Origin of the sequence: Porphyromonas somerae, assembly GCF_022845615.1 — a bacterium.
GTDB classification, from domain to species: Bacteria; Bacteroidota; Bacteroidia; order Bacteroidales; family Porphyromonadaceae; genus Porphyromonas_A; species Porphyromonas_A somerae.
In genome coordinates this window covers 2685294-2700701 of record NZ_AP025559.1, presented here as the reverse complement: position 1 = coordinate 2700701, position 15408 = coordinate 2685294, and the positions used below count along the sequence as shown (strand labels likewise).

General features: G+C 49.4%; 10 protein-coding genes. 1 reads left to right on the top strand and 9 read right to left on the bottom strand.

The window, feature by feature from the left end; translation table 11 throughout:
- Nucleotide 1 precedes the first annotated feature (1 nt).
- From MWL85_RS11460 to MWL85_RS11435, 6 genes are all read right to left on the bottom strand, one after another.
- The gene (locus tag MWL85_RS11460; RefSeq protein ID WP_244400783.1) at nucleotides 2-3148 is read right to left on the bottom strand and encodes an efflux RND transporter permease subunit; all 3147 of its coding nucleotides are present in this window, start codon (nucleotides 3146-3148) and stop codon (nucleotides 2-4) included.
- A 4-nt stretch (nucleotides 3149-3152) separates the two neighbouring features.
- Nucleotides 3153-4229, bottom strand: coding sequence for an efflux RND transporter periplasmic adaptor subunit (locus MWL85_RS11455; protein ID WP_244400782.1), 1077 nt, complete (start codon nucleotides 4227-4229; stop codon nucleotides 3153-3155).
- A gap of 18 nt (nucleotides 4230-4247) precedes the next feature.
- A complete protein-coding gene (locus tag MWL85_RS11450; RefSeq protein ID WP_244400781.1) occupies nucleotides 4248-5651 on the bottom strand; it encodes a TolC family protein in 1404 nt (467 codons plus the stop codon).
- Nucleotides 5652-5703: 52 nt separating this feature from the next.
- The gene (locus MWL85_RS11445; RefSeq protein ID WP_244400780.1) at nucleotides 5704-6477 is read right to left on the bottom strand and encodes a LytR/AlgR family response regulator transcription factor; all 774 of its coding nucleotides are present in this window, start codon (nucleotides 6475-6477) and stop codon (nucleotides 5704-5706) included.
- A complete protein-coding gene (locus MWL85_RS11440; protein ID WP_244400779.1) occupies nucleotides 6474-7628 on the bottom strand; it encodes a sensor histidine kinase in 1155 nt (384 codons plus the stop codon). Before MWL85_RS11440 ends, MWL85_RS11445 begins: the two co-directional genes overlap by 4 nt.
- 157 nt (nucleotides 7629-7785) lie before the next feature.
- Nucleotides 7786-8499 (bottom strand): porin family protein, encoded by a 714-nt coding sequence (locus MWL85_RS11435; protein WP_021903115.1) that lies wholly within the window; start codon nucleotides 8497-8499, stop codon nucleotides 7786-7788.
- Between the two features lie 697 nt (nucleotides 8500-9196).
- Here MWL85_RS11435 and MWL85_RS11430 point away from each other — a divergent pair.
- On the top strand, nucleotides 9197-9457 hold the full coding sequence (locus tag MWL85_RS11430) for a toxin-antitoxin system protein (protein WP_244400778.1): 261 nt from the start codon (nucleotides 9197-9199) through the stop codon (nucleotides 9455-9457).
- 232 nt (nucleotides 9458-9689) lie between these two features.
- Here MWL85_RS11430 and MWL85_RS11425 read toward each other — a convergent pair whose 3' ends face one another.
- The 3 genes from MWL85_RS11425 to polA are packed head-to-tail and all read right to left on the bottom strand — an operon-like array spanning nucleotide 9690 to nucleotide 15406.
- Nucleotides 9690-11588 carry a ComEA family DNA-binding protein gene (locus MWL85_RS11425; protein WP_244400777.1) on the bottom strand — a complete coding sequence of 633 codons (1899 nt, stop codon included), beginning with the start codon at nucleotides 11586-11588 and terminating at the stop codon, nucleotides 9690-9692.
- On the bottom strand, nucleotides 11569-12600 hold the full coding sequence (locus tag MWL85_RS11420; protein ID WP_244400776.1) for a virulence RhuM family protein: 1032 nt from the start codon (nucleotides 12598-12600) through the stop codon (nucleotides 11569-11571). The genes MWL85_RS11425 and MWL85_RS11420 overlap by 20 nt, the downstream gene beginning before the upstream one ends.
- Nucleotides 12601-12628: 28 nt before the next feature.
- Nucleotides 12629-15406 carry a DNA polymerase I gene (polA, locus tag MWL85_RS11415; RefSeq protein ID WP_244400775.1) on the bottom strand — a complete coding sequence of 926 codons (2778 nt, stop codon included), beginning with the start codon at nucleotides 15404-15406 and terminating at the stop codon, nucleotides 12629-12631.
- Between the last annotated feature and the right edge of the window lie 2 nt (nucleotides 15407-15408).

Sequence of the window (15408 nt, the reverse complement as noted above, 5' to 3'; positions counted from 1 at the left end):
CTCATTCATTATCGTCACTGCTGTTTCTTTTCATTCTAAATAGTCTGCGCTCCCGATTGAGTCTCCGCTGGTGCATAAAGGCATAAGCGGTAGGCACCAAAATGAGGGTTACCAACATAGAGATCAGCAGACCTCCAATAACGGTAATACCAAGAGGGGCATACATCTCTTTACCCATACCGGTACTAAGTGCCATTGGTAGCATACCGAGGATAGTGGTCATAGAGGTCATCAATACAGGGCGTAGTCGTGAGCGACCTGCCTCCATCACGGCATCGCGGATGCTGTATCCACGCTGTACCAGCATATTGGTATAATCAACCAGCACAATACCATTATTCACCACGATACCCACCAACATAATGAGTCCGATAAAGGTAACCACACTTAGGGTAGTCCCTGTGATGAAGAAGGCAAGGATGATACCTACCAAGGTGAATGGTATAGCAAAGAAGATGATAAATGGGTCGAGTAGCGACTCAAACTGAGCAGCCATCACCATAAACACCAGCATCAGCCCAATTAAGAAGATTGTGGCTAGCGAAGAGAAGGTATCGCTCTGATCCTCCACCTGTCCACCAAGGGAAATCTCGATGCCTTCAGGAGCACTGGTATTATTGATAATCTCCTCAGCGATCTTAGCACCCTCACCTAGAGAGATGCCATTGAGGTCGGCCGTCACCTTCACATACCTTTGCTGCGTCATTCGCTCAATCTCCACTGGGCCCTCCTTCTCCTGTAGGTCTGCCACTGCAATCAGAGGCACCTGCTGACCAAGTAGATTGGTCACCTGCATCTCCTTGAGCTTATTGATAGAGTGGCGGAAGTCGGGGGCATACTGAATCTTGATATCGTAGTCGCGACCATCCTCTGTAAAGACACCAGCATCGGCACCGTAGAGATTTTCACGCACCTGAATACCAATCACCCCAGGGTTCAGTGCCATTTGGGCCGCCTTATCCTTGTCCACCACGATATGCACCTCACGATTACCAGCGGAGACAAGGGCCTCTACGTTGGTAAACTCTGGATACTCTTTCACCTTGCTCTCAAGACCGAGTGCTACCTTATTCATCTCCTCGATATCTTTACCAAAGATAACGAATTCGATAGGGGCTTTATTTCCCGTAAGGGCAGTCGCCATGGCACTACCTCCCGACACCGTTACCTTCTCAATCTCGGGGATCGCCTCCACCAGTGGGCGGATATCATTGGCAATCTCCTGACTGCTTCGGCTACGCTCATCTACAGGCTTGAGGTGACAGAAGATGGTACCGATATTCTTACCCTCCTTAAATCCTACTGCCGTGAGAGCTCCATCAGGAGTCTGACCAGAAATACTAGCAAGGCCACCCACAGCCACCTCTGGTACATTCTCCTCAATGAGTTTCACAATCTGATTGCCCACCGCCTCTGTCACAGCATGCGAGCTTCCTTGTTCCGTCTCAAACTGTATAGAAATAGAGCCGGCATCAATATCGGGGATATAGTCGGTACCTACCGACTTCCCGAGTAGTAGCACGAGGACAAAGATGATGAGGGCACTCCCTAGAGTAACGCCCTTGTGGAATACCGCCCAACCGAGGAATCTATGGTATCTCCGCTCAATTCGCTCAAACATCCGCTCGCTCCAATTGTAGAGCTTGCCATGCTTTCGCTCCTCTCCACCCCGAGGGGCTGGCTTCAGCAATACGCTTGAAAGCATAGGGGTCAGCGTAAGTGCCGTAAATAGCGAAGTAATCAGGCAGACGACCGTAAGGATCGCCAATTGCTTAAACATCACACCCACAATACCACCCATAAATACCAGTGGCATAAATACCACAATGGTGGTCAGGGTAGAGGCGGCAATAGCTAGACCCATCTCCGAGGCACCAAACATTGCTGCTTGCTTAGGCATCGCCCCACGCTCGATATGCTGCGTGACATTCTCCAGAACTACAATGGCATTGTCCACCACCATACCTATGGCTATCACTAGGGCTACCAGTGAGAAGATATTGATGGTATAGCCGAGTAGACTCATCACGATAAAGGCTGAAATCAGTGAGACTGGCATGGTGAGGAAGACAATCAAACTCGACTTCCACTCTCTTAGGAAGAGCAATACCACCAGTGTCACAAATATCAGGGCATACCAGATAGAAGAGCTCAGGTTGTTCACCGAAGAGGTGACCAATTCGTCCGAACCAATCACTTCAAAGATCTGTACGTCAGAAGGCAGATCACCCTGAATACTAGCAATCTTGTCACGCACGGCATTCGCCACATCCACCGTATTGGCACCCGATTGCTTTTGCACCAGGAGTGCAATGCCTTGGCCAATATGGTTGAAAGCCGATGCATCGGTCTCCTTAAAAGTATCCTTGACAGTGGCTACATCTTTCAGACGCACCACCTTGCCTTTCATCGCCTTGATCACCGTATTCTCCAGCTCCTCCACGCTCTCATACTTTCCTGGCATACGCACAGAGAAGTCATAAGCACTTTCAGAGACAAAGCCAGCCGGCACATTGACATTATTGGCCTTCAGCATCATAGAGACCTGTGCCACCGATACTCCATACCCTTGCATACGGGTAGGGTCGATCTCCACACGGATCTCCCGCTCAGGCTGACCGAGATAAATCACGGTACCCACGCCATCCACTTTTCTCAGGGGGGAGGCAATCTTATCCTCCACGATCTCCTCTAGGCCGTTGTAGTTTTCATCGGCATTGATTGCAAAACCAAGCACAGGCATCATTGAGGCATTGATCTTATAGATAATCGGCGTATAAGCCTGCGAAGGCATTCGCGACTTCGCCAGCTCCAAAAGGTCACGTGCGTTATTAGCAGCTGCCGTTACATCCTCCTCCCACTCATAACGAAGTTGGATAAAAGAGACATTCTCCTTAGAGATCGACTTGATCTCCACCAGATTTTCCGCCGCCGAAAGCACCGCTTCCAGAGGTTTGGAGACCTGCTCCTCCACCTCCACAGCCGAGGCTCCAGGATAGACCGTAATCACCGTAAGGGAGGGGAACTCCATATTCGGCATCAGGTCCAGTGGTAATTTCAATAGTGAAAATACACCGATCACCATAATCGCCACGAAGATCATGGCGGTAGCAATAGGTCTTTTCACACCAAATTCAGGTAGCTTCATACGCTTATTTCTTTACTACATTCACTTTAGAGCCCTCACTGAGCTTATTCTTTCCATCAATCACTACCGAGTCGCCACTCTTAATATCGGCACTCTCGATATAGACCCAACCGTCGCTAATCTCGCCACGAGTGACAGGGATACGAGTGACGGTGGTGCCATCGGTACTCAGCTTAAAGAGATACTCCTCGCCCGTACCCGCCAAACGATAGATCGCATTGAGCGGTACAAAGAGACCCTCACGCTCGGGAAGAGCGATGGCAACATTGCAGTACATTCCTGGCTTGAAGGTACGACTGCTATTGGGGATATTCACCTCAATAGAAGCAGTACGCGACATTGGCGAAAGGACAGGAGAGAGGAAGGAGACCTTACCCTCCACCACTTGGTCGGGGTAAGCATCAAAAGTGATCGCCGCCGCCTGACCACGCTCTATATAGCTCAGCTCCTTTTCATTCACCTCGATCGTCACCTTCAGTGGATTCACCTGACGAAGCTCTATGATACCACTCTCCAGCTTGAGGTCGCTTGTTACACTTGGGGTAAAGGCATAAGTCTCCCCTTCATTGATCAATATATCGGTAATCACACCACTAAATGGTGCGGTGATGGAGGTATTCTTTTTCAGCATCGCCACCTTCGCCACCGAAGCATCATACTTAGCCTTCACGTGGTCGTAATCCATTTGGCTGATACTCTCTTTTTCACGGAGTCGAGTGACCCGCTCAAAGTCACGCTTAATCGCGTCATTTTCAATCTGTGCTTGTAGCAGCATCTCATCCGACATCTCCACAATCAGAGCCCCCTGTGGTACGTAGCTTCCCTTGGTATAGTGAATACGCTCCACTCTACCTGGCAAGGCGGTTCCTAGGTTGGCACTCTTAGAGGCCTCGGCACTACCCGAGAATCGGATATTTGGTGTGAAAGTCATCTCCTTGGCCTGTGCTATCGTTACAGGCACTACCTTATCCGCCTCCGACGTCTGCTCATTATCGCCTTTCTTGCTACAGGAGACGGTGCTACCCATTACTCCCAATAGTAGAAGGGGTAGCCAAATCTGCTTTATTCCTTTGAAGTACATATCTTAATGTCTATTTATCTATTTGTGATTTTGTTTCTGATGGTATTCCTCTGCATACTGATAGAGAGCCCCAGTGGACTTCTCTAGTTGCGATAGGGTCACCGCTGCCTCCACCCTTGCATCGATATCGGCAGAAGCCGCCTTTTCCCACATCGCCTGTGCCTCTAGGATATCTCGGATGCTATTCATCCCTTCCAGAAGGTTGTCTCGAGTGATACGGAGGTTTTCCTCCGCCTGCTCTTTGGAGAGCTTGGTCAACTCCATCTTCTTGAGCGCTTCGGTATGCTTAAATCGATTCTGCTGAATCTGCAAACCTATCTTCTCCTGCGCCTCCTGTAGCTCCAATTGGGCCTTGGTCACCTGCTGCTCCGCCATATGCACCTGATGAAGGCGGTCGCCCCACGTGAGTATAGGGATCTGCACCCCTACTCCGATCATCCAATCGCCACCAAGGTTGTTCTGAGTTCCCTTGTAGAGGTTGGGGCTCGTCCAGTTGTAACCAGCAGCTAAAAACACATTGGGCAAAAACTGCGACTGCACCATCTTCTTAGCCGACTGCGTGATGGCCAATTTCTTCCGAAGCATCGCCACCTCGGCACGCTCCACAGCATAGGGGTCGGTGAGTGCCACCAGGCGACTACTCAACTCCTCCTCACTAATCACACTTTTATCCAGAGAGATCTGCTCGGCATCTACGCCTATGATTTGCCCCAGAAGCATCTTAGAGAGCACCAGACCATTCTCAGCCTGCATCAGCGAGAGCTCCACCTCGTTTTGCTTCACCTGTACCTTGAGCACTTCATTCTTAGTGGTCATTCCCTCGGCATAAAGGTTCTGCAGGTCCTGCGCCAATCGCTCCAGTAAAGACTTGTAGCTCTTAGCCAATGACACCTTCTCCTCCACCGAAATCACTCTCCAGTAGGCTTCATCCACCGTGGTCAGCACCTCCGCCTCCGTCAGCTTTACCTTTTCGTGTGCCAGCTCCGAAGCAGAGCGTGCCATCTTATTGGCCTCCACGATCTTCATACCCATAAAGATCGGTTGCTTCAGCACAAAGCCACCCGTGAATACCTCCTTTGGAGCAACACTGATAAAGTCCAGTGGCAATGAAAGCCCTGGAGGTGTCACTCCAGGAATATTAAAGTCAATGGCAAATGGCTTCAACGCCCGATCGCCAGGATTCACCCAACCCCCAGCAAAGTCGATTCGTGGCAGATACTTCGTCTTGGCCGACTTCACCAAGTAGTCCGAGGTGATCGCCTCCGACTCTGCCATCTGTATCTCCCTATTGTGGCTTAAAGCCATTTCACGGCACTTCTCCAATGAGAGCGGTGCTGGAGCTTGGGCCACAGCCTCTCCCATAGAGAGCACCATTGCTATAAATAGACAATAGGTCATCCCTATATTCAATTTCCGAAACATAATCTACACTAAAAAAATACTTACACTTACTTTATAAGTAAATAAAAGGGGGTCACAACATCCCTTGATACCACTCCCGAAACTCCCTATTCTTGGCTTTGCTAACAATAATCGCCTCGGGCGTGGGCACTGAAAGCGACACCGTGAGCTTTCCTCCAAACCATACCGACATACTCACAATAGCACTGTGAGCTACGATATACTGTCGATTGGCTCTAAAGAAAAGCTTAGGATTGAGCTCCTCGCCCATCTTCTCCAGTGAAAGGTCCATGGCATACTCCTTTTTATCGGTCGTCACCACCACACATGCCTTATTCTCAGAGCGTATGTAGGCGATTTTATCCACCGATATAGGCAAGAGCTTATCCCTAAAAGGGGCAAGAAAATGACTCTTATAGCTCATCGGCGAGCTACCAAGCGCCGCCATCAATTGGCTCACCACCGCCTGATTGTCTACCTTCTCACCACCTCTACTAAAGCGCTCCACCTTTCCCAAGGCACGCTCCAAATCACTCGCCTTGATTGGCTTCAAGAGGTAGTCAATACTATTCACCTCAAAGGCCTTCAGGGCATACTCTTCATACGCCGTGGTAAATATAATAGGGCAAGTAACCTCCACCCGATCAAAGAGCGAAAAGACCTCTCCATCTGCCAAGTGAATATCCATAAAGGCGAGGTCGGGCTCATCATTGGATTGCCACCACTCCTCACACTCCTCTACACTCTGCAGGATAGCAAGCACCTCCACCTCTCTATCCCCTTCCTTGAGTAGCGACTCAAGGCGCTTGGCGGTAAAATACTCATCCTCTACTATAATGACCTTCATAAGAGTGACTTTGCACGGGGTGCCAATTCATTCAAACTTTCTATCAATGGCAGAGAGACTCTAAACGTCCCACCCCTTGAGACGATTTCAATATCCTTGCCAAATACCAATCGATATTGCTCCATAAGATTATCCAGACCCACCCCGCTACTACTAGAGGCTGCTCGCTCTCGGAGTTGCAAAGGGTTCTCCACCACTAGTCGTCCCTCTTCAGTACGGATAGAGATGGTCAGTGGTAGCTTACTACTCGCGATATTGTGTTTAATTGCATTCTCCACCAAGATCTGCACTCCCGATGGGATCACGTAGTAGTCGAGATACTCCTGTTCAATACCCCACTCCACCTTTAGCCCATCATAGTAGCGAAGGCACATCAGGTAGAGGTACGACTTCACCAACTCCAGCTCTTCCGAGAGCCTCACCACCACTTTGTCGCGCATCGTGTGTCGGAATACTGCTGCCAGCTCCTCCACATACTCCGCTGCCTTTTCGTCATCTCTGCCGATCAGACCCATCAGCGTATTGAGGCTGTTGAATAAGAAGTGCGGGTCGGTTTGGTTTTTGAGTGCTGTGTATCTATTTTGCAATCGCTCCAAGTCCAGCTCCTGCATCCCCACCACTGCCACGTGGTTTTGCTTCATGAGGTAGATAATCATGGAGAAGAGAAAGGTAACCACCAAGATCACCAAGTCCTTTACATACTGTAATGTCGCATAGGTATGGTAATTGAGGTAGTCTCTAAACCACCACCTTTGCAACCTTGACAGGTAAGGGGATAGCCACACCATACCTCCCAAAAGGCCTAATAGTATTAGCCAAAACTGATACTGGCGGATATTGTACCTATTGATCGCCCATGACTGGATCGAAAGGAGGAGGTAGAAGAAGAGCATATTCACCAAAAGCGAACCGAAGAAGTTGAGCGATAAGATCGCCCCAAAATCAATCTGCCGACTCTCATCAAGCAGACTGTAATAATAGATTGACGACGACAGCATCACAAAGGCAAGCAAAAAGCTCACAATCAGCGTCGCCAGCCATACACTTCTACGCTCCGTGCTTAGAAATATAAAGCCCCGACCATGTCGTCGGCTCAATCGACCCTTCTTCCAAATACCCTTCGCCTCCATATCTTCTTCAATCGCTACCATCAGCTCCCTCCTATTTTAGCAAATATAGCATAAAGTAACGAGCCATACCACCACACTCTCCCCCTTTTACACACACTTTTCCACACACGCAGAGAGGGCATAGCGGCACGACTCGTCACACTACTTAACTTAGAGAATTGTAAAAAGATTACTTAGATTAGAAGCGGTAACCCACTCCTACAGTCAGCACACTAGCATTGGCCTTGTAGTCATCACTACTTAGAGGCATACCTAGCTTTGAAGTGACGTCATTCAGAGAGCTCTTAAGGTCGTCTACCTGGTTGATAAAGCCATACTTATACCCGGCATTGATCTGGATACCATTGGCAAATTCATAACCTAGTTGGCAAGCGATACCTACATCCCATCTCTGAAGCGCCGACTTTTCATTGTGCTCCTCATAGAGGTCTATCGGATCTATCTTTACTCGGTTACCGAGGAGCTCAATCTCATCGGTTTTAGCTGAGAAGCCTACGCCCACAAAAGGACCTACACCACCATAAAGTGTACCATTACCCACAGCCACCTTACCAAGGGCATATACAGGGATCTGCATACCCCACTGATTGATTTTATTCTCAAACTCCTTGCCAGCTACATTGGTCTCTAGGCCACTACCACGGTAGTAAAACTCTAGCTCAGGCTGAATGGCGAAGTTCTGGTGTAGGTTGATCCTCATAAATCCACCAAAGTCTGCACCCGCCTTCATCTTGCTATCTAGCACCTTGAAGTCATCACTCAGTGCTAGGTGGCCGCAGTTTACACCTGCCTTCACACCATAGTCCAGCGACACATTGCTCTGTGCCATTGCCGAAGTTCCTAGCAGTCCCATCACCATACCGAGGGCGATTGTCATCATCTGTCGTTTCATAAGCTTTTTCTTTTCTTACTTGTTTCTAAATAATTGTTCCATTTTTTGTTTTGATTGGCCCAGCCAGCATCGCCGAACCATCTAATTACAGCACAAAGGTAGTCAGCCGAGTAGCATACCACAAGGGAAAGACTACCGAAACGACCATATTCCCTACCGAAACGACTAAATTGTACTTATTACGGGTAAGACTCCTTCAGAAGGCTATGCCCATAGACTTTCTTCTCTTTTAGGGGGTTACGCATTAAAAAGAGTCATGCATCTCATACACTGTACAGCATTAACAACTTATATTCATCAATGCTACTAATAGACTAGAAGGACCTCCTCGAGGAGGTCCGACGGATCCTAGCCCCCATGTCGGAGGGGCGTTAGCCCCGAACGACTGGGGGATTAACGGTCATCCCCCCTATCCCACGACCCCTTGCGGGTAAGACTAACGCATCAGATTAATCCTTAAATGGGTTGTCCGACCCACAAGGGGTCGAATGGCGGGGGTGGGTCGGGTTTTGGTCCCCTATTCATCGGCTCTACGAGCCTTGACTAGGGGCTAGGATCCGTCTGACCTCCCACGGGGAGGTCATTCATGGTAAGACCTTCTAATGCGTAACCCCCTATTCTCTCATTAAAGAAAGTACATCATTAATGAAAATATAGGTACTTTTGCTACAAGCAACACGATAAATACTACCTATATATGAATAGAGCAACATTAAAGACATCAACATCTATCAGAATTGATTCTGACTTGTTGGATCAAATGAAGAAGGAGGCTAAAGCCGAAAATAGAAGTCTTAGCAATTATTTTGAGACCTTGCTCTATCGTATGGGCTATAGACCATATAATGAGGAAACTATTAAGGTCTGTGAAGAGGCAAGAAATGGAGAATTTGCTGGAGAGGTAGATACGACCAACAAGAGCACAATTGAAGCCTCTTTATTTGACGATGAAGCGTAGAGTCATATACACTACTAGGTTCAAGAAAGACCTTAAGAGAATGTTGCACGAAGTGCCATTCTCGCACATTTGACGCAAATGTGCTGAGACTTTGAACGAAGGATGAGATGCAAGGCGCTGAGGATGAGGCTGAAGGGAGCGTACTCACGTACGTGACCGAAGCCGAATTCCGAAAGCAACGCAGCAGATCGCCTTCGTGCAACAGTCTCCTTAAGAAGTTTATGATAGCTTTCTATAGGCGATAGGTAAAGGCCACTTCCAATAGCGAGGGGAGAAGCGAGGTGGGAGCCTCTTGGTAGTGGGTGAGGGAGGCACGGAGGTAGGCATGCAGATGACCTAGGTGATAATGAGTTTGTAGGGTCGTTCGTAATCCCTTGCCCCGAAGCATCGGCACATAGTATCGCCATGGGAGATAGGGCTGGTCAGCACGTACCACACCCGAGGTGGCAGAGAAGTAGTGCACCCCACCCTCTAGCGAAAACTGCGGATCGGGCTGATACCTTACCCTACCAAAGAGCGCCCAAGTAAGTGGGGTATCGGATAGATGTGTAAATTGTAGGCCACTCCTTATATATAGAGGCGAGGAGAGTTGGCAGAGATAAGCAGTCCTAAAAGCAGTACGGAGCGGCAGCTGACTTCTTTTGGTGAAGGTCAGCCGGCTTTGAAAGGCTTGGCGCCCCTCACGGTAATCAGCTCGTGCCGTTAACCGCCACTGCTCTGGCTTTAATCCACTCTTCACAGAAGCCTTCTGCGAGAGGTCAAGGTGCACCATACCGGTCCACCAGCGTGCCAGTTCCCCACTCCAAAAGAGCTGCATTCCCCGTTCGTCACGGCGAGAGGAGCTACGACTCTCTATCATACCCAAGGGGGAATAGTGATCAGCACCTAGATAACGAGTTGAGAGAGTAATGCGACCGATATGATCGTGAAAATAACTGATCGAGAGCAGAGTCGCACGCCGATTAGTCGGAGCCAATAAAGTCTCACCGGTAAGGAGCCAGTGCCTTTGGAGATACCTAAAGTAGAGCGAAGCAGAGTGGTTTAGTTCCGGCTTTGGCTCTCGGCGATAGGCGACCATTGGCTGTCCCTCCGCCGTGCGGTATCGCCGCCCCATTAGAGTGGACCCTACCTCCAGCTTTCCTTTCTGGTAGCTCACAATGGCTCCACCACTAGAGCGGAGAGCAGTGTGTCGGTAGCGTTGTTCCTTGGCAGTACGATGCATACCACCGGGGTAGAGGGTAAGGAGTCGCCGCCCCTCAACACGTGCATCTAGTCGCTCAAATCCATAGAAGAGGGCTACTTGCACAGGACCACCCTGCCAGCTAGTTGCCACCCCTCTGAGATAACCCTCCTCACGAAAACTGGTGTGAGGGCGAATTAACCTTCCACTAAGGGAAGGGGGTTGCCCCGTCATTTCACTTCGGGAGAAAAATGAATTGGCCTGACCCAATTGCACTCCCAGCCCAGCTTGTAACCGATAATCACCCAACACCACCTGCCAGTGCGGTTGCCGATACTGGTAACTAAAAGAGAGGTGGTCAGCAACCCCCTTACGAAGCGGGAGCCACGACTCGCCACGATCCTGTCCGAGGACTAGCGACCACGAGTGCCGCTCTTGTCGACTTCCCACATACCTCAGCCCCACCCCAATCCCTTGGTAGCGGTCACGACGATGGGGAAGCGTTAGCTCACTACCCAAGTAAAAGTCCTGCCGCAGTGGTGCCGTAGTGCGTGACCTGTCACTGCCCACCGTGAGAAAAGGGGCCAGGAGGGGTAAGTGACTTATCGGAGCACCTGGAACCGCCTTCAGATCATAGATAGATCGGAAACGTCCGCCCCCCTTGGATCGGGCAAGCAGTAAATTCCGCACAAAGAAGGCATCGAAGTAAGGCAACTGAAGCAACTGCTCTTCCGTCGCATGATTGAGGTCAAGGGGCTCCGCCAATAGTTGCCGAAGGGTCTCCTCTAGCTGGAGTGCCTCTTCCCCCTCAGGTAGCTCCTCCAATAGTAATTGAATCGCCTGCCCCGTCGCCACCTCTTGTGCCTCTGCAGTGATGATTCGTCCCCACCACAAAAGAGATATTACAAGTAGGATACGAACCAGAGAAAGACTAAGATTCGGTCTGCTCATCAGAATAGTTCTCTGATCCTTGAAGCAATTGTAATTGTCGGTCAAAGTCAGAGGTTATTTGTTGGGTTGGATCAAATAACATATATTCATCTGTAGCTTTTTTTATCGCCTGCTTCATGGAAATATGACCTTTTCCTATGAGTATCTTATATTGTCTAAATTGAAGAAATGCATCAACACATTGTGCAAACTGCTGCATATCAAATGTGTTTTGCTGCTCTACTAAATCCTCAATATAGTCAAAGAAACCAGTTATAGAACGTTCAAGTCGTTTAATTTGATCTGCTGAAAGATAATTCTTTGCAATCTGAACGTCCGATTTAAGTATCCTACCATTGGGACCATTCTTCCACGTTGTTAATCCCATATATTGTTGTTGGTGGTCTGCCCTTGAGAAAATTATTTCTGCTGCAGTTTGTCCAGTGATAGCATAATGGAACTTATTCTGTACCATAGCATAAAAATCCTTTGTAGTACGTGATTGCGGATCGTAGTCTATGCTACACTCGGCAAAAATGTCCGTAATTTGTTGCCAAATCCTTCGTTCACTAGCACGAATAGAGCGGATTCTCTCTAATAGTTCTCTGAAATAATCTTTACCAAAGGTAAGAGAACCATTTTTTAGTCGCTCATCATCAAGGGCAAACCCTTTGCGAATATAATCGTTGAGTACTTTTGTAGCCCACTGACGGAAACGTGTTGCTTTTTGTGAATTGACTCTGTATCCTACAGAAATGATGGCGTCTAGGTTGTAAAACTTAATGTTGCGTTGCACTTGCCTCTGTCCTTCAATCTGAACTACCGAGATTTCCTCGGTAGTTGCAAGTTCTTGAAGCTCATTGGTTTCGTATATATTTCTTAGGTGCAAACTAATATTATCTGTAGTGCAACCGAATAGTTGTGCCATTGACTTTTGAGTTGCCCAAATAGTCTCATTTCTAATAATGGCATCTATGGTTCCTTTGCCATCGGGAAGATTGTAAATAAGGAAGTGATTAGTAGGTTGATCCATATTCTTTACAGTTTAATGGTTTTGAGGGTTAGTGAGCCTCCAGCCAATTATCACCAATACCGACATCCACTTTCAGAGGGACGCGAAGCTCAGGGCAGACTCCCTCCATCTCCTCACGTACCATAGCTACCAGCCGTTCTTGCTCCTCCACAGGGCAAGAGAAGTTCAGTTCGTCATGCACTTGTAGGATCATCTTAGCTTGGAACTGCTCCTCCACCAGTCGTTTTTGAATCCGTATCATCGCCACCTTGATGATATCGGCAGCCGAGCCTTGGAGGGGCGCATTGATGGCATTGCGTTCAGCAAAACCTCGCACCACCCTATTGCCAGAGTGTATATCCTTCAGGAAGCGCCGTCGCCCCATAATCGTCTCCACATAGCCCTGCTCCTTCGCCTTCTCCACGATCTCCTCCATATACTTCTGTACCCCAGGAAAAGTACGGAAGTAGCCATCAATCAACTCCTTTGCTTCGCCAAAGGGAATACCCAGCCGACTGCTCAGCCCATAATTAGAGATCCCATAGATAATCCCGAAGTTGGCCGTCTTGGCTCGCCTCCTGAGGTCGGGCGTGATCTGCTCTGGTGGCAGGTGATAGATCTTGGCAGCGGTAATGGCGTGGATATCTTGCTCCTCACGGAAGGCCTCGATCATCGCCTCATCGCCCGAGAAGTGAGCCATCAATCGCAGCTCTATCTGAGAGTAATCGGCCGAGATATAACGGTCGCCCCGCTCAGGATAGAGGGCAGTGAAGGCTTTACGTATCTGCCGACCATCTTCATCACGAACAGGGATATTCTGAAGGTTGGGGTCGGTACTCGAGAGGCGTCCCGTCGCCGTCGCCGTCTGATTATAAGTGGTATGGATACGCCCAGTCTGGCGATTGATCAGCTGTGGCAGTGGTTCAATATAGGTACTCACCAGTTTACGGAGCCCTCGGTAGCGAAGAATGAGCCCAATGATCGGGTGGAGGTGTGCCAACTTCTGTAGCTCCTCCTCACGGGTCACATATTGCCCCGTCTTTGTCTTCTTCGGCTTCTCCACCAGTTTCAACTCATCAAAGAGCACCTCTCCCACCTCCTTAGGCGAATTGATATTAAATGGGATGCCCGCCTGTCGCTGAATCTCCCCTTCCAGTTCTCCCAACTCCTTATAGAGCTCATCCACCGTATCGGTGAGCTGCTTCACATCGAGCCGCACGCCAGTCTGCTCCATACGCAGTAGCACCTCCATCAGTGGCATCTCTACCTCATAAAAGAGCGACTCCAGCTCCTCCTTCTCCAGCTCCTCCCGCAATTTATGGTAGAGCTGCAACGTGATATCGGCATCCTCACAAGCATAGGTGTAGACCTGCTCGGGCGGTAGCTGTCGCATATTTTTCTGCTGCCTTCCTTTCGGCCCTATCAGCTCCTCAATCGGGATTGGTTGGTAGCCGAGGTAGCTCTCCGCCATCGCATCCATACCGTGCCGCAGCTCAGGCTGAATCAGGTAGTGGGCAATCATCGTGTCCCAGTAGGGACCGACAGGGTGAAGGCCAAACCGCTCTATGATCTTGAGGTCAAACTTTAGGTTTTGCCCAATCTTGAGCACCTTAGGATCGCCAAAAGCTTTTTGCAAAGGAGCCAACTGCATCTGTGCCTCCATTGGCAGCTCGGAAAGCGGAATATACCATGCCTCATGAGGTGCTATCGCAAAGGAGATGCCTACGATGCCACAACTCATGCCGTCCAAGCCATCCGTCTCCGTATCAAAAGCAAAGGCGGGTGCGGCTGCTAGTCGCTCTGCTAGAGTGGAGATCTGCTCTTCGCTCTCTACGAGGTGATACTGCTTTTCACTGCTATCAAAACGCTTAAAACTACTCTCTATCACAGGCTCTTCCACTGGTCCTTCATCAAAAAGCGAACGGGGCTGTGGAGTGGAACTAGGGGTGGCATCCGCTTGCAATTTCCCGATTTTCGAACGAAACTCCAACCGCTCGTAAAGATCGAGGAGAGCTTGTTGATCCGTCTCCTTCCGCTGCATCTCCTCCAGACTATACTCCAAAGGCACATCGGTGCGGATCGTCACGAGGTCGCGTGAGAGTTTGAGCTGTTCATGTCCCTCCAGTAGATTTTCTTTTCTCTTCCCTTTGATCTCATCGATATGGGCATAGATCCCCTCAATATCATGATACTGCGTGAGAAGCGTTGCCGCTGTCTTCTCGCCGATGCCCTTCACCCCAGGCACATTGTCCGAAGTATCACCCCAGAGGGCCAGGAGGTCAATCACCTGCCGACTCTCCTGCAGCCCATGCTTTTTCGTTACCTCCTCAGGTCCCAACTCTTCAAAGCCACCGCCCGAGCGGTTGGGCTTCAGGATGCGGACATTCTTTTGCACCAACTGCCCATAATCCTTATCCGGCGTAATCATATAGACCATACGGTCAGGCTCTCGGCTTCCCACCTGCGTAGCAATCGTACCAATCACATCATCCGCCTCATACCCCGGCACCGTGTAGTGCTGTACGCCAAAGGCATTGACCAACTCCTTGATATAAGGTAGGGCGAAACTAATCCCCTCGGGTGTCTTTTCGCGCTGAGCCTTGTACTCTGGATAAAGCTCACTTCGGAAGCTACCTCCCTTTGGGTCAAAAACCACAGCTATGGGGGCCCCATCGGCACGGTTGAGGATCTCCTCAAAGGTATTGAGAAAACCAAAGATCGCCGTGGTATCCTCCCCTTTAGAGTTGATTCGGGGGCTCCTAATCATCGCATAATAGGCACGATAGATCAAGGCATAAGCATCGAGTAGATATAGTTTCTTTTCCATAA

Bases quoted from the DNA above. Each gene is read 5' to 3' on its own strand.
- MWL85_RS11460 (WP_244400783.1), bottom strand. From the start codon at position 3,148: ATGAAGCTACCTGAATTTGGTGTGAAAAGACCTATTGCTACCGCCATG.
- MWL85_RS11455 (WP_244400782.1), bottom strand. From the start codon at position 4,229: ATGTACTTCAAAGGAATAAAGCAGATTTGGCTACCCCTTCTACTATTG.
- MWL85_RS11450 (WP_244400781.1), bottom strand. From the start codon at position 5,651: ATGTTTCGGAAATTGAATATAGGGATGACCTATTGTCTATTTATAGCA.
- MWL85_RS11445 (WP_244400780.1), bottom strand. From the start codon at position 6,477: ATGAAGGTCATTATAGTAGAGGATGAGTATTTTACCGCCAAGCGCCTT.
- MWL85_RS11440 (WP_244400779.1), bottom strand. From the start codon at position 7,628: ATGGTAGCGATTGAAGAAGATATGGAGGCGAAGGGTATTTGGAAGAAG.
- MWL85_RS11435 (WP_021903115.1), bottom strand. From the start codon at position 8,499: ATGAAACGACAGATGATGACAATCGCCCTCGGTATGGTGATGGGACTG.
- MWL85_RS11430 (WP_244400778.1), top strand. From the start codon at position 9,197: ATGAATAGAGCAACATTAAAGACATCAACATCTATCAGAATTGATTCT.
- MWL85_RS11425 (WP_244400777.1), bottom strand. From the start codon at position 11,588: ATGAGCAGACCGAATCTTAGTCTTTCTCTGGTTCGTATCCTACTTGTA.
- MWL85_RS11420 (WP_244400776.1), bottom strand. From the start codon at position 12,600: ATGGATCAACCTACTAATCACTTCCTTATTTACAATCTTCCCGATGGC.
- polA (WP_244400775.1), bottom strand. From the start codon at position 15,406: ATGGAAAAGAAACTATATCTACTCGATGCTTATGCCTTGATCTATCGT.